Source organism: Catalinimonas alkaloidigena (assembly GCF_900100765.1).
Taxonomy (GTDB): Bacteria; Bacteroidota; Bacteroidia; order Cytophagales; family Flexibacteraceae; genus Mooreia; species Mooreia alkaloidigena.
On record NZ_FNFO01000003.1, the window covers coordinates 672,151 to 687,696 of the forward strand.

General features: G+C 51.1%; 13 protein-coding genes. 9 read left to right on the plus strand and 4 right to left on the minus strand.

The features are described 5' to 3' along the window. The first annotated feature begins 36 nt into the window (after positions 1 to 36). Entirely contained in the window at positions 37 to 675 is a 639-nt protein-coding gene (locus tag BLR44_RS10060) for a porin family protein (protein ID WP_089681569.1), read from the plus strand. Between the two features lie 33 nt (positions 676 to 708). On the opposite strand, the gene BLR44_RS10065 is transcribed toward BLR44_RS10060, so the two are convergent. The 3 genes from BLR44_RS10065 to BLR44_RS10075 form a co-directional block, all read right to left on the minus strand. Continuing rightward, on the minus strand, positions 709 to 2,271 hold the full coding sequence (locus BLR44_RS10065; RefSeq protein ID WP_089681570.1) for an Rne/Rng family ribonuclease: 1,563 nt from the start codon (positions 2,269 to 2,271) through the stop codon (positions 709 to 711). A 194-nt stretch (positions 2,272 to 2,465) separates the two neighbouring features. Continuing rightward, complete coding sequence (locus BLR44_RS10070) at positions 2,466 to 3,311, minus strand: tetratricopeptide repeat protein (RefSeq protein ID WP_089681571.1); 846 nt, start codon at positions 3,309 to 3,311, stop codon at positions 2,466 to 2,468. A 71-nt stretch (positions 3,312 to 3,382) separates the two neighbouring features. After that, positions 3,383 to 3,703 carry an HU family DNA-binding protein gene (locus BLR44_RS10075; protein ID WP_089681572.1) on the minus strand — a complete coding sequence of 107 codons (321 nt, stop codon included), beginning with the start codon at positions 3,701 to 3,703 and terminating at the stop codon, positions 3,383 to 3,385. Positions 3,704 to 3,930: 227 nt separating this feature from the next. Between BLR44_RS10075 and mutY the strand changes: the two genes are divergently transcribed. The 7 genes from mutY (at position 3,931) to gldJ (ending at position 14,426) form a co-directional block, all read left to right on the plus strand. Continuing rightward, a complete protein-coding gene (gene mutY, locus BLR44_RS10080; protein ID WP_089681573.1) occupies positions 3,931 to 5,004 on the plus strand; it encodes an A/G-specific adenine glycosylase in 1,074 nt (357 codons plus the stop codon). A 45-nt stretch (positions 5,005 to 5,049) separates the two neighbouring features. Further along, the gene (locus BLR44_RS10085) at positions 5,050 to 5,520 is read left to right on the plus strand and encodes a single-stranded DNA-binding protein (protein WP_089681574.1); all 471 of its coding nucleotides are present in this window, start codon (positions 5,050 to 5,052) and stop codon (positions 5,518 to 5,520) included. 103 nt (positions 5,521 to 5,623) lie between these two features. Then, the gene (gene gldE / locus BLR44_RS10090; RefSeq protein ID WP_245706024.1) at positions 5,624 to 6,904 is read left to right on the plus strand and encodes a gliding motility-associated protein GldE; all 1,281 of its coding nucleotides are present in this window, start codon (positions 5,624 to 5,626) and stop codon (positions 6,902 to 6,904) included. Continuing rightward, positions 6,882 to 7,469 (plus strand): gliding motility lipoprotein GldD, encoded by a 588-nt coding sequence (gene gldD / locus BLR44_RS10095; RefSeq protein WP_089681576.1) that lies wholly within the window; start codon positions 6,882 to 6,884, stop codon positions 7,467 to 7,469. The genes gldE and gldD overlap by 23 nt, the downstream gene beginning before the upstream one ends. Before the next feature lie 14 nt (positions 7,470 to 7,483). Next, positions 7,484 to 9,580 (plus strand): ATP-dependent DNA helicase RecG, encoded by a 2,097-nt coding sequence (gene recG, locus BLR44_RS10100; RefSeq protein ID WP_089681577.1) that lies wholly within the window; start codon positions 7,484 to 7,486, stop codon positions 9,578 to 9,580. Between the two features lie 78 nt (positions 9,581 to 9,658). Next, positions 9,659 to 13,033: a transcription-repair coupling factor gene (gene mfd / locus BLR44_RS10105; RefSeq protein ID WP_089681578.1), complete on the plus strand. Its 3,375-nt coding sequence runs from the start codon at positions 9,659 to 9,661 to the stop codon at positions 13,031 to 13,033. A gap of 202 nt (positions 13,034 to 13,235) precedes the next feature. Further along, complete coding sequence (gene gldJ / locus BLR44_RS10110; RefSeq protein ID WP_089681579.1) at positions 13,236 to 14,426, plus strand: gliding motility lipoprotein GldJ; 1,191 nt, start codon at positions 13,236 to 13,238, stop codon at positions 14,424 to 14,426. A 61-nt stretch (positions 14,427 to 14,487) separates the two neighbouring features. On the opposite strand, the gene BLR44_RS10115 is transcribed toward gldJ, so the two are convergent. Beyond that, entirely contained in the window at positions 14,488 to 15,204 is a 717-nt protein-coding gene (locus tag BLR44_RS10115) for a ComF family protein (protein WP_089681580.1), read from the minus strand. Here BLR44_RS10115 and BLR44_RS10120 point away from each other — a divergent pair. Further along, complete coding sequence (locus BLR44_RS10120; RefSeq protein ID WP_089681581.1) at positions 15,203 to 15,541, plus strand: hypothetical protein; 339 nt, start codon at positions 15,203 to 15,205, stop codon at positions 15,539 to 15,541. The two genes, BLR44_RS10115 and BLR44_RS10120, sit on opposite strands and share 2 nt — an antisense overlap. The last annotated feature ends 5 nt before the right edge of the window (positions 15,542 to 15,546 follow it).

Here is a 15,546-nt window from a genome sequence, read left to right on the forward strand (position 1 = left end):
AGCTTATCAACGAGATAACTCGCCAAATTAATCTATATGAAAAAAGTTCTTTTCACCTTTCTTGCTCTATTGCTTACATGCTCTCTTTACGCACAATCTAACGTCAAAGTCAGCCTCCGGGTCGCGCCGGGAGTTTCCTTCAATCGTGTTAATGCTTCCGAAACGGCAAACAGTCCTGTCGAAAACGATGGAAGTGGATTGCGCTTTAGTGCAGGTCCCGTGCTTGACTTTTTCTTTGCCGATCAATACGCGTTTTCAACCGGTTTGTGGTTCACCCCGCGTCGGGTAGGACTCTCGCAGGTACCGTCTTCGGGGGCGTCTCTCCAAGCAGTATACGGTCTACAATACCTGCAACTTCCGGCAGCGATCAAGCTGTTCACGAACGAAATTGCCACCGATACACGCATGTATTTTGTGATTGGCGAAACTACCGATATTAAGATCAACGAGCGTCGGCGTGAAGGCGACCGCCTGGGAGACAAGGTATTTAAACCCTACGATATCGGATTGCTGATGACGATAGGGGCAGAGCTGCTCATGGGGCAAAACACCACAGGATTTGCCGGCCTCACTTACAATCGCGGACTGGTCAACGCGCTTCGCAACGCACCTGCTTTTAACGATGTAACCTTGAAAAACGACTTTATCGGTATTGAAGTCGGCATCAAGTTTTAACGCAAAAAGCCCCGGCAAGACCGGGGCTTTTCATTAGTTGGCTTCGATGGCTTCACCGTTCCGATTAAAGAACTTATAATCTGTGATGCCTAACGAACTATCGGGCTGTACGTTAATCCAGGTTCCGTAATGGAACATCCAATGCAATCGCTTGGAGATAAAGCCCTTGGTAAAATAAGAATGCAAGAAAGGATGTACCGAGATGGTAACCTTTTTCTCATTCTGTTTATTCAGTATGAAGTCCAGATTGTTCTCAATCTGATCTGCCACAGCAATGCTTGCTGAGATTGTTCCTGAGCCTCCGCAGGTAGGACACGTTTCGCGTGTCACCACGTTCATCTCAGGGCGAACCCGCTGGCGCGTAATCTGCATGATCCCAAACTTGGACAGAGGCAAGACCGTATGACGCGAGCGGTCTTCTTTCATCTCCTGCCTCATTTCGTCATATATTTTGCGACGGTTCTCGGTTTTCTTCTGATCGATAAAATCGATCACGATGATTCCTCCGATATCGCGCAGACGTAATTGGCGCGCAACTTCTTTTACTGCTTCGGAATTCACCCGCAGTGCGGTCGACTCTTGATCTTCCGAATGGGGTCGGTTTCCGCTGTTGCCGCTGTTAACGTCTATGACGTGAAGCGCTTCAGTATGTTCTATGACCAGATACCCACCACTCGGCAGGCTAACGGTCTTCCCAAAAAGGGTGCGTATTTGCTTTTCGATCCCGTTGACTTCAAAAAGTTTGTTTCGGGACGAATTGTGTAGGCGGACAATTTTTTCTTTATCAGGGGCAATGGTCCGGATGTATTCCTTAACCTCCTCGTAGATTTCGCGACTGTCGACCGTAATGTTGTCGAAACTTTCATTCAACAAATCGCGCAGGAGGGAGGAAGCCCGTCCCATTTCACCGATGACTTTATCTCGGGGCTTTGCCTTCTGGAGCTTTTGGAACCCATCTTCCCATTTTTTCAGGAGGTTCCTCAGGTCTCGATCAAGTTCTGCTACCTCTTTCCCTTCTGCAACCGTCCGAATAATGACTCCAAAATTAGCGGGCTTGATGGAGGAGATGAGACGTTGCAGGCGTTGCCTTTCTTCTTTGCTGGTAACCTTCTTCGAGACGCTGATGGTATTAGAAAAAGGGACCAGGACCAGATAGCGGCCCGCCAGCGAAATTTCGCAAGAGAGGCGCGGGCCTTTTGTGGAAATCGGTTCTTTGATGACCTGAACCAGAATTTGCTGATTGCGATTCAGCACTTGGGTGATTTTGCCCAGTTTGTCGATGTCTGACTCGAGCGACATTTGCTCTACGCGCGGTGCGTTTCCTTTCTGCGACTGTGTAGTCTTTACGTACTTCAGCAAAGACCGAACCTGAGGTCCTAAGTCGTGATAATGCAGAAAAGCGTCTTTCTCGTAACCGACATCTACAAAAGCGGCATTTAACCCCTGGGATACTTTACGGACAGTGCCCAGATAAATATCGCCGACGGTGAATTTTTCGTCGTGCTGGTCGAAGTGAAACTCCACCAGCCGTTTGTCCTGTACTAAAGCAATGCGATCTCCTTTCGGGGTAGAACTTATTGCCAGTTCGTTATTCATTCACCATAACGAGAAACTGAAAATTCAAAAATCCCGCGAGCGGGCGCATAATGCACCCGCCCAGCCGGATTTATTTCTTCTTATGGCGGTTCTTACGAAGGCGCTTCTTACGCTTGTGCGTGGCAATCTTGTGTCTTTTTCTCTTTTTTCCGCAAGGCATATTCTAAAAAGATTTAATAAAGTGAAACATATACTTAGCTGAGTTCGCGCAGATAATCCTCAACCGTAGATTGTACAGCGGGGTCTGCGCTCAGCTCTTTAACTTTTTCAAAATACAGCCGGGCTTCCTTCCGATGCCCCAACTCTTTGTGGCTCACACCTAAATAAAAATAACCCTGCATGTGCTGCGGGTTTATTTCTATAAGTTTTTGGAAGCGTTCGATCGCCCGATCGTACTGCCGGGTCTGCAAAGCCAACACCCCTAAATTATAAAGGGCCGTCTGGTTTTCGGGATCTTGCTCCAGAATGCCACGCAACATCAGAATGCCCTCCATCGGCGTATTGCTCGACATGTAGGTCATTGCCAGCTTGGCTTTCACATCCAGATTGTCCGGACTCCGTTCCAGCACCCGTCGGTAAATTGACTGTGCTTTCTGGTTCAGCGGCTCCGCATGGGCGGGTTCCGTCGACAAGTTGAACGCTTCACTGTACCAATCAGCGGCTGCAATCAGATTCGTATCTGTCGGATCGAGCTCCGCCAAACGCTCCTGGTAAACCGCTGCACTATCAAAACGGTTCAATTGTGCGAACAGCTTCGATAAAGAGTCCGCAAAGATAATTTTTTTTTGGGTATTTGTTTCAGTTAAATAATTCGTACGCAGGTGGGCCAGACGCGTCATGGTAACTTCGTCGGCTTCGAACGCGTGCGGTCCCGCTACGGCACCGTCTTCTTCGTCGTGATCGTGGGTGTCGGACTCGGTCGGAACCTGGGCGGTCTGCGAAGGCGTTTCCTGGTTATTTACAACTACGCGGGGTAGTACCAACAACACAAGTACCCCTACTACCGCTACTATACTGATGATGATTATTTCCTTACGCATACTAAATAGAAAAACCTGTTTATCTGAAAGTTAACTCCAGATAAACAGGTCAAAGGTACGTACCGATTTGGTTAGACGCGCACTAACTCGGGCTTTTCTTTTGTATTCAGCTTGTCGCTATCTTTAATTTTTTCGATGAAAATTTTAGATGGCTTGAAACTTGGAATGAAATGCTCGTCGATAATGATGGCTGTATTTTTGGAAATGTTCCGTGCCACTTTTCGAGCGCGTTTCTTGTTAACAAAGCTGCCGAAACCGCGCACATATACGTTTTCGCCTTCGGCCATAGAGTTTTTCACAACTGTGAAAAACGCCTCGATGGCAACTTGCACATCGACCTTGTCAACGCCGGTCTTGTCGGCGATTTCGTTGATTACTTCTGCTTTGGTCACGTTAATTATGGTCTTGGTTAATTAATATAAAACGTTCATGATCGTATCCTCCCTAGGCTCATGATCAACAAATTTAGTTGTGTTTTTTTAATTAGGAAAAGTTAGCTCCAGTTTTTCTATCACCTCATAACAATTTGTATATGTTTGCCTGTTAGTGGAATACAAATTTATAACAACATTTAACCCAAAACAAAAGCAATAGTATTTTCCTTACATTCCCCTTCACTATGACGCATCCATTCGCAGAGCGGTTAATGGCTTGGTACCGCCGTCATGCACGCCCATTACCCTGGCGAAACACTCGTAATCCTTACTATATCTGGCTTTCTGAAATTATTTTACAACAAACACGCGTAGTGCAGGGACAGGACTACTACCTGAAGTTCATTGAAACATTCCCGGATGTGTTCGCCTTGGCCAAAGCCGATGAGCAACAGGTACTTCGACTCTGGCAGGGGCTAGGCTACTACACACGTGCCCGGAACCTGCACTACACAGCTCAATATATCGCTACAGAACTCAACGGAAAGTTTCCGGACACCTACCAACAGCTCCTTCAGTTGAGGGGCGTTGGGAAGTATACGGCGGCGGCCATTGCTTCTTTCGCGTTCGAGGAGCCGGTGGCGGTAGTCGACGGCAATGTGTACCGCGTATTGGCTCGCTACTTTGGTGAAGAGACCGATATCGCTTCGCCCAAGGCATATGCAACGTTCTTTGCGCTAGCCCAGTCGCTGTTACCCGCTGACCAGAGCGCTACCTTTAACCAGGCCATGATGGAATTCGGGGCGATGCAATGTGTTCCCGTCTCGCCCAAATGTATGTTTTGTCCGTTTCAACTGGAGTGTGTCGCCTTTGCAACAGGCCGCCAGGCCCAGCTTCCGGTCAAGCAGAAAAAAACCAAAGTTCGCCCCCGGTACTTTCACTACGTCGTGTTGCGAAGTGAAGAAGGCGACGTATGGCTGAAGCCCCGGACTTCCAACGATATCTGGAAGGGCTTATTTGATTTTTACTTGGTGGAGGGAGAAAACGAAGTGGTAATGGAAAGCGCGCTCTTGAACGATCCCTTAATCAGCAGCCTGCGAAAAGAAGGAACGGAAGAAAGCCTCTCGAAACAATATGTACATATTCTGTCTCACCAGAAAATATACGCGCGCTTTCATACTTTTGTGGCTTCCGGCTCGCTGATCGAGCGGCTGGTAGAGAAAAATGCGCCTGGATTAAGAAAGATAGCCGCAGACGAACTAACGGCTTATCCTTTGCCTGTGCTGATCGATAAGTACTTGAAAGAGACGCATTTTTAGGTTACATTACTCTCATCACCCTACTTACCAATTAAACAAGACGCTATGGCCAGTGGTGTTAACAAAGTGATTCTGATTGGCAATCTAGGCTCCGACCCAGAGATCCGGCATCTGGAAAGTGGCTCTACGGTAGCTAATTTTAACATTGCCACTTCAGAAAGCTACACCAGTAAAAACGGTGAACGCATCACCCAGACCGAATGGCACCGGCTTGAGCTGTGGGACGGACTAGCCCGTATTGCCGAACAGTACCTCAAGAAGGGAAACACCATCTATGTAGAAGGAAAGTTGCGTACGGAATCGTGGCAGGACAAAGACGGCGTTAGTCGGTCGACCACCCGTGTGCGCGTCACCAACTTGACGATGCTGGGCGGAGGCTCGGGCAGTTCGGGAGGCTCGTCCGACTACAACGGAGCCCCGTCGTCAAGTGCCACGCCAGTGCCCCCGCAGCGGCGGGAGGAGCCCGTTCCTCCGGCGATGTCGAGCGATGGCGACGATGACGAACTGCCGTTTTAATATGTTGAACCAGCTTATATAAATTTTGGAAGGTAGTAGTTTAGACCCTGGCGGGTTATTTGGGCTCGGCCAGGGCATTGGAGCGTTGCTATTGGTAACCTGGGTGTTTTACACCGTTGGCGGCGTTATCCTTCTCATTCTTCTTGTTCTCTCCGCGCTCATTTCCGGCGCTGAAGTGGCATTTTTCTCCTTACCGACTGAAGAGGTGGTACGTTTGCAAACCGGCACACCCCGCGAACAGCGTATCGCCGAATTGCTGCATCACCCCAAGCGGTTACTGGCCACCATCCTGATTTTCAACAACTTTATCAACATCGGGTTTGTCACCTTGTCGACTTACATGATGTTGGCTTATTTTGGCGATGACCAGCCCGAAACAGCCCTCTTCGTACTTTCGCTGATCATCACGTTCCTGATTGTCTTCTTTGGCGAAGTGACGCCCAAAGTCATGGCCGTGCAGAACAACCTCACGTTTGCCCGCCAGGTGGTCGGGTTCATCAGCGCCGCCGATACGTTCTTCTATCCGCTCTCGTATGTCCTCATTCACATGGGCAACTTCATTGAACGAAACATCGAACGGAAGGGCTACACCCTGTCGGTGGATGAGTTGAACCATGCCCTCGACATTGCTTCCGATGAAGATACGACCTCCGAAGAGCGCGATATTCTGAAGGGGATTGTCAACTTCGGTACGATTTCGGTCCGGCAGATCATGCGTTCACGGATGGACATCACGGCCTTCGACATTGAATTCGATTACCATCAGTTGCTGGACAAGGTGAACAAGTCGGGCTACTCGCGCATTCCGATTTACCGCGAAACCATCGACCGCATCGAGGGCGTGCTGTACACCAAAGACATGCTGGCGTATATTGAAGAAGATGAACACTTCGAGTGGCAAAAGCTGTTAAGAACGTGTTACTTCGTGCCGGAAAACAAGAAGATCGACGACCTGTTACGCGACTTTCAGGAACGGCGCGTGCACATGGCTATTGTGGTCGACGAATACGGAGGAACGAGTGGGTTGGTCACGCTGGAAGACATCATCGAAGAAATCGTCGGCGAAATCAACGACGAGTTTGACGACGACGAGGACGTCATCTTTACAAGGCTGGACAACCAGACGTACGTGTTTGAGGGAAAGACGTCGCTGAACGATTTCTGTAAAGTGGTGGACGTCGATCCGCTTCTGTTCGAAGAAGTAAAAGGAGAAAGTGAATCGCTGGGCGGGCTATTGCTGGAACTTAGTGCGAAACTTCCGCGTGCCGGTGAAACCATCAAGTACGAAAACTTTGTTTTCCAGATCGTCTCTGTCAATGCCAAACGCATCAAGCGTGTTAAAGTCCACATTACCGAAAGTGATGTTTCTAAAAAAATCGTGTAGCCTGGGGCTGCTGGTGGGGGGGCTGTTTTTGTTTTCCTGCAGCCAGGAATATACCCCGAAGCCCAAGGGATTTAATCGAATCGATCTGCCAGCGCCAGCGTTTCAACCGCTCGAAACGGGACATCCCTATACCTTCGAGTTTTCGAAATACGCCTACGCTACCAAAGACACTACGGGCCTTTCCGAGCCGCATTGGATCGACATCGTCTACCCGGATTTCGGGGCCCGTATTTCCGTAACGTACAAGTCGCTCGAACAGCCCAAAAACCAACTGGTCGAACTGACCGAAGACGCGCGGCGCCTCACGGCCAAACACCAGATCCGCGCCTCGGCCATCGACGAGGCGGTGCTGCAAACCGCTGCCGGCCAGCCGGCCTACGTGTTTGAACTCAGCGGCGAAGTACCCAGCCAATTTCAGTTTTACACCACCGACAGTACCGAGCATTTCCTCCGAGGCGCGCTTTACTTCCAGGTAGCGTCAAAGAACGATTCGCTGGCCCCTGTCATCGATTTTATCAAAAGCGACATTGTGCACATGCTCAACACCCTTCATTGGACTGAGTAGCGCTATTTTTGGGTATGCATCCCGGTTTTTTTAATACCAAGTTAGAATACCTCCGTGGGGTTGGGCCGCAAAAAGCCGCTACGCTTAACAAGGAACTAGAGCTGTTCACCTACGGTGACCTGATCCAACACTACCCGTTTCGTTACGAAGACCGCAGCCGGTTTTACGACATTGGCGATCTGACCGACGACTTGCCGTATGTGCAGGTGAAAGGCCATTTAGTCTACAAAGAGCTGATCGGGGAGGGGCCCAAAAAACGCCTGATGGCTCGCCTGCGCGACCAGACCGGCGAGCTGGAACTGGTTTGGTTTCAGGGCATCAAATGGGTACAGTCGCGTCTGAAACTCCAGCATGAATACGTCGTGTTTGGAAAAGCCTCTTCGTTTCAGGGAAAGTTTAGCATCGCTCATCCGGAACTGGAACTCCTCGCTGAAGCGCAACCTACGGCCGGATTTCTACAGCCAGTGTACCATACGACCGAGACGATGAAGCGCCGCTTCCTTGACAGCCGGGCGTTAGGGCGCATCATGCGGACGCTGATCGAACTGGCAAAAGACAAGATCCCCGAGACGCTGCCGCATCATCTGATTGACAAATACCGGCTGATGTCCAAGGCCGAAGCCATGATGAACATCCACTTTCCGGAACGCGAAGATTTGTTACAAAGGGCGCGGTTTCGTCTGAAATACGAAGAGCTGTTCTACGTGCAGTTGCGGTTGCTGCGCCAGCACTCCGTTCAGAAGGAAACGTTTCGGGGCTACATCTGCAGCAACGTGGAATTGATCACCCGTTTTTACAACGACCATTTGCCTTTTGATCTGACCAATGCGCAAAAGCGCGTGATCCGCGAAATCTTTCAGGATTTTAAGTCGGGGCGGCAAATGAATCGTCTGTTGCAGGGCGACGTGGGCAGTGGTAAAACCATTGTGGCGTTCATCTGCATGCTGCTCGTGATCGGCAGCGGCTACCAGGCATGTATGATGGCCCCGACGGAGATCCTGGCAGATCAGCACTATACCTCATTGAAGGAATTTGCCGAAGCGTTAGGGATCGGCATCGGAAAGTTGACGGGCTCCACCACCAAACGCGAGCGGGCTTACCTGGACGAAATGCTGCAAAACGGACAGATTCAGATCCTGGTAGGTACTCATGCTCTGCTCGAAGACTGGATCGAATTCCCGAAGCTAGGCTTATGTGTTATCGACGAACAGCACCGTTTCGGAGTAGCACAGCGGGCCCGCTTGTGGGGCAAAAACCCGGAGATGCCGCCCCATGTACTGGTGATGACCGCAACGCCCATTCCGCGCACCCTGGCCATGACGGTGTATGGCGACCTGGATGTGTCGGTTATAGACGAGCTGCCGCCGGGCCGTAAGCCTATCCGCACAGTTCACCGCTTCGACAAGCACCGCCTGCGGGTCTTTGGTTTCCTGAAAAACGAGATTGAAAAGGGACGGCAGGCCTACATTGTGTATCCACTGATCGAAGAGTCGGAGACGCTGGATTACAAGGACTTGATGGATGGCTACGAAAGTGTCAGTCGTTATTTTCCCGATTATCCGTTAAGCATTGTGCACGGCAAGATGAAAGCGCGCGAGAAAGATTACGAGATGGCGCGCTTCGTGAAGGGAGAAACCAAAATTATGGTAGCCACGACCGTTATCGAAGTCGGCGTGAACGTTCCCAATGCCTCGATCATGATCATCGAAAACGCTGAAAAATTTGGTCTGTCGCAATTGCACCAGTTGCGCGGCCGGGTAGGGCGGGGGGCTGAGCAGTCGTTTTGCATTCTGATGACGGGCTATAAGATCAGCAAAGAAGGAAAGATCCGGCTGGCGACAATGGAACGCACCAACAACGGCTTCGAAATTGCCGACATCGACCTGAAACTGCGCGGCCCCGGCGATCTGTCCGGCACGCAACAAAGCGGCGTGCTCAACCTGCTGGTAGCCGACATCGCACAGGATGGCAAGATTTTGCAGGAGGCCCGCCACGACGCCCAGCAGATCATTGCCGACGATCCGAACCTGAGTGCGCCCGAGCACCAGCCCATTCGTCACCACATCGATTCGCTCCGAAAAGATGCGACAAACTGGAGTCGCATTAGCTAACCTTTTTTCCCGTTCCTGACGTTACATCAACGGAACCTCTCGGTGGGTTTTTCTGTACGTACTTTAATCTGATTTCCCTTGCAAGTCACTGATTTTCTACAGCTTTATAAACAGGATCCGCTCGTTCAAACGCTGGCTGAAAAGCTGCGCGCGTCCAAGTCGCCGCACCTGCACCTGAAGGGGCTCATCGGCAGCCTCGATGCCGTGGTGGCGGCGGCGTTGTTCGAACTGCGGCCGTCCACCTTTGTGTACGTATTGCACGATCGGGAAGAAGCGGCCTACTTCATGAACGACCTCCAGTTCCTGTTGCCGAAGCGTCCTGTGCTGATGTTCCCGACGTCGTACAAGCGGGCGTATCAGTTCGAAGAAGTGGACAACGCGAACGTGCTGCTGCGGGCCGAAGTGCTCAACCACCTGAACGAACACCGCATGGTGGGTTCACACATCGTGACGTACCCGGAAGCCCTGACCGAAAAAGTGATTAACAAGCGGGCGTTAACCGAAAATACGCTCTCGGCCAAGGTGGGCGATCAGCTGGACACCAACTTTCTGAACGAGGTGTTAAGCAGCTACGATTTTGAACGAACCGATTTTGTGTACGAGCCTGGACAGTACGCCATCCGCGGGGGCATCATCGATGTTTACTCCTTTGCAGGCGATCTACCGTTCCGCATCGAATTGTTTGGCGACGAAGTGGAAAGCATCCGTACGTTCGATCCCAACACGCAACTGTCCGTCGAGAAACGCGAGTCGGTCGCCATTACGCCCAACGTGCAAACCAAACTTACCGGCGAAAGCCGTGAATCGTTTTTCGGCTTCGTGCCGGACGGGTGCGTAATTTGGTACAAAGACTGGGACTTAACGCTCGACATCATCGGGCAGTCGTTCGAGAAAGTACAGCAGGTGTTTGACCAGATTCTGGAGAAAAACGGCGAACGGGGTGTAGCGTTGCCACCCGATCACCTCTACGAAACGCCGACCAGCTTCGCGAAGAATGCGGCGGCTTATCCCCACATCGAGTTCGGAAATCGGTTTTCGCGTGAAGGAAGTGCGGCCGACGTCATTCAGTTCGAGGCGCATCCTCAGCCTTCCTTTAACAAGGATTTCCAACTGCTGGCCGATAACCTGGCCGAAACACAGGCGCAGGAATTTGTCAACATCATCACGGCCGAAATGCCGAAACAGACGGAGCGACTCCAGACTATTTTTGAAGAGTTGAACCCGCATCTGAAGTTTCAGCCGCTGAACATTTCATTGCGTCAGGGGTTTATCGATGATCTTCAGAAAATCGTCTGTTATACCGACCATCAGATTTTCGATCGTTTTCACCGGTATCATACCAAAGATCGGTACTCCAAAACCAAGGCGCTTACCCTCAAAGAACTGCAAAGCCTGCAACCTGGCGATTACGTTACTCACGTTGACTACGGCATCGGACGGTTTGCCGGGTTGGAAAAAGTAGAGGTCAATGGCAAAGCGCAGGAAGCCATTCGTCTGGTGTACCGCGACGACGATTTTCTGCTGGTGAGCATCCACGCACTGCACAAAATTGCGCGTTACAGTGGTAAAGAGGGGGGACCGCCGCAGATCAACAAACTGGGTTCGGCCGAGTGGGACCAAAAGAAGTCCAAGACAAAAAAGAAAGTCAAGGACATTGCGCGCGAGCTGATCGAACTGTACGCCAAACGCAAAGCAGCCCCCGGCATTCACTACGCTCCCGACGGCTTTTTGCAGGCCGAGCTGGAATCGTCTTTTATCTACGAAGACACACCCGACCAGGCCAAAGCAACCACCGATGTTAAAAACGACATGGAGCAGCCATACCCGATGGACCGGTTGGTGTGCGGCGACGTCGGTTTCGGGAAGACCGAAGTGGCGATTCGGGCGGCCTTTAAAGCAGTAGCGAACGGCAAGCAGGTTGCTGTGCTGGTGCCGACCACCATTCTGGCGTTTCAGCATTTTCGGACGTTCAGCGAACGGTTGGAGCGCTTCCCCGTCACCATCGATTACCTGAACCGTTTCCGGACCTCGGCGCAAAGCCGGGAAACGTTAAAAAAGACAGAGGAAGGCAAAGTAGACATCTTGATCGGGACACACCGGCTGGTCAGCAAAGACGTAAAGTTCAAGGACCTGGGTCTGCTGATCGTGGACGAGGAACAAAAATTCGGGGTGAAGGTAAAAGACCGCCTGAAGGAAATGCGGGTCAACGTCGACGTACTGACGCTAACGGCCACACCGATTCCCAGGACGCTTCAGTTTTCGCTGATGGGAGCGCGCGACTTGTCGATCATCGCCACGCCTCCGACCAACCGCCAGCCCGTCACGACCGAGCTTCACGTTTTTAATGAGGAGTTCATTCGCGACGCCATTAGTTTTGAACTGCAGCGGGGTGGGCAGGTATTCTTCGTACACAACCGCATTCAGGACATCGACGAGATCGCCAACATCATTCTTCGGTTGGTGCCCGACGCCAAAGTCGGAGTGGCACATGGGCAGATGGAGGGGGCCAAGCTTGAAAAGATCATGATGAAGTTTATGGACGGCGAGTACGACGTGCTGGTCTCCACCAACATTATTGAATCCGGTCTGGACATTCCGAATGCCAATACCATTATTATTAACCGCGCGCACATTTTTGGTCTGTCGGACCTGCACCAGATGCGCGGCCGCGTGGGGCGCTCCAACCGGAAAGCATTTTGCTATCTGGTCACCTCGCCGGTTTCCATGCTCACGTCCGATGCCCGCAAGCGGCTGCAAACCCTGGAAGAATTTTCGGAATTAGGCGATGGCTTCAAGGTAGCCATGCGCGATCTGGATATCCGCGGGGCGGGAAATTTGCTGGGCGGTGAGCAAAGCGGTTTCATTACCGACCTGGGCTTTGAGATGTATCACAAAGTGCTTGACGAAGCCATTCAGGAACTGAAGGAGAGCGAATTCCGGGATTTGTTTCAACACGAGATCGACTTGAAGCCGGAAGTCCCTGTGCCAGACTGTTCTATCGAAACCGATATGGAAATAATAATTCCAGAGTCTTACGTGGCAAGCATCTCCGAACGGCTCAATTTATATTCAAAACTTGACAGCATTAAAAACGAGGCAGAGCTGGAGAAATTCGTAGCGTCCATGACCGACCGCTTCGGAGCATTTCCGCCCCAAGTAGAAGATCTGATCCGCACCGTACGGCTGCGCTGGAAGGCGGAACGCGCTGGTTTTGAGAAGCTCGTATTGAAGGAGAACGTGATGAAAGGGTATTTTCTACCTTCTGATCAGGAAGCGTATTACAAATCTGAAACGTTCGGCCGCATTCTCGATTACGTACAGCGCCATCCGAAGACGTGCCGCATGCGCGAAACCAGTAAGCGGCTGATCCTGACAGTACAACACGTCAATTCGATCGAAAAAGCGGCCACAATTCTCGATCAGATGGTGTCAATTTTAGAAACTAGTTCCTGATCTGACATCCTGTAACTCAGGCGGGTTCTACATTCCAAACGAGAACTTACATCGTTTTTCGGGATCGAAAACAAAACCTTACTTTTACAAAGTGATTAGGGCGAACTCCCTATAATTTTCTGATCATTACGGCGTTATCCGTAAGCATTCTATTATTATGAGTCTTTCCCTAACCAGGAAGATGCACAAATTAAACAGGTATATGAGCAAAATCACCAGAGCAACCCAATTCGGGTTATCCGTTGCGGCGGCGGCTTGCCTTTTATCGGCTTGCTCGAAGCAACACCCAACGGCAACCAACCCTGGGGGCGAGAGCACAGCAACAGGTTTGGCGTACAACGACGACGAAGGATTTCAGGTAGAGGATTACCTGGAGCAGCCCGAAGGGCCTAACCTGATTCTGATTGAAGGCGGGCGTACAGTGCTGGGTTCTTCTGAAGAAGACATTATTTATTCACGCGACAACTTGGAGCGGACGGTAACCATCCCGACGTTCTACATGGATCAGACCGAGGTGGCCAACATCCACTGGCTGGAATACCTGTTCTATGTACAGCGCGACTCTGCCGAGGAGGTGTACACGGCGGCCCTGCCGGATACCACCGTTTGGTTGTCGGATTTGGCGTACAACGATCCTTATGTAGATCACTACTTGCGCTACCCCGGTTTCCGGTATTACCCGGTAGTAGGAGTTACCTGGGAACAGGCCAACGACTACTGCAAATGGCGTACGGCCGTTGTAAACCAAAAGTTAGCCGAAGATGCAGGCATCGAAGTTCCGGAAGGTGGCGGTCGTATTCCGCTGGAATCGGGCGTTGTGTTACCGGCCTATCGTCTGCCTTCTGAAGCTGAATGGGAATACGCTGCACAGGCGTTGATCGGTACGCAGTATGGCGACGAAAACCAGACGCACAAACGTATTTATCCTTGGGATGGCCATGCGCTCCGTAACCCTTACGGCAAGCAGATGGGTAACTTCCTGGCGAACTTCAAGCGCGGTCGTGGTGACTATGCCGGTATCGCTGGTAAACTAAACGACGGTGCTATGATCACCGATCAGATTTACGCTTACCCCCCGAACGACTTCGGTTTGTATAACATGGCCGGTAACGTAAACGAATGGGTGTACGATGTATACCGTCCGCTGACGTTCCAACAAGTCTCTGACTTCAACCCGTTGCGTCGTGATGGCTACATGGACGAAGCCGATGGCTACGGAAAGGACGATTCTTATTCGCTGATCGATGACCACGTACGCGTCTACAAAGGTGGTTCCTGGAAAGACGTTGCTTACTGGCTCTCGCCTGGAACACGCCGCTACCTGGCTGAAGATTCCAGCACTGCCACCATCGGTTTCCGCTGCGCCATGATCCGCGCCGGTACCAACTACTAATCGAAAATACGATATTGCTCAATAGAAAAGCGGATGACGAGTCATCCGCTTTTTTTATGCTCTATACATTTGCAATGGCCGCGACACTTAGGGAAGCGACACCCGCCGCTACCAACGGTTGCGCCGCTGCTTCGAGGGTTGCCCCCGTGGTAACGACATCGTCTACCAACAGCACGTGTTTGCCTCGCAAGCGAGCCGGATCAGTAACCCGGTATATTCCTTCCGCATTGACCCAACGGTCCAGCCTGTTTTTTTGCGTTTGGGTTTTACGGTCTGCTTCCCGCACCAGCAAGTCGTCTGCATACGCAACGTTCAGCGTGCGAGCGAGCCCTTCTCCGAACATCCCACTCTGGTTATACCCACGCCAACGCTCTCGTTTCTTATGCAACGGCACCGGTACAATCAGGTCGAATGTATCCTTGAAATCATCTATTAAAATCTGTCCGTACCACTCGCCGACGGCCGTACCAATTTCTTTCTCACCTTTGTACTTGAGTCGATGGATGAGTCGCTGTACTTTGCCTTGTTTCGAATAGTGCAGGAGTGCCATGCCATGCTGCAGGGTTACGCGCCCCCAGAGTTTTTGTACCAGCGGGTTTTCGCCGGACTCCTCATGGAAATCGGTTTGGGGCAGAAGGGCACGGCACGTCAGACAGATTAGGTTTTCGCCGGCCACCAACTCGCTGTCACAGGCACGACAGTAATGTGGGTACAACAACGAAACTAAATCGTCGGCATAACACTTTAAAGTAGAGATTACCGTTTGTATTTTATTCATGGAAGTAGATAATCTGGAGTTTCAGTGGCAGCAGGTGGTAACTTGGTTTCGGGATCGTTTTGGTAAAGCGCCCGACCTCAATGCCGTGTTGTTTCTGATCGGTGTACGCGAGTTGGGTCAAGGCTTCAAAAACTTTTCAAAGGAGCAGAAGCAAGACCTGATGCACATTGCCATTTGCCGTGTGTTGAGCCCCTCAGGGTATTACGAATTGGAAGGCCACGACGAAGAAGGCTGGCCCCATTGGCGCTTGGTTCAGAAACTTCCCCGGTATGATTTACTGTCGCAGGAAGAGTTTCTGAAAGCTCACATTATCAGCTACATGCAGGCAGAATTATAACACTT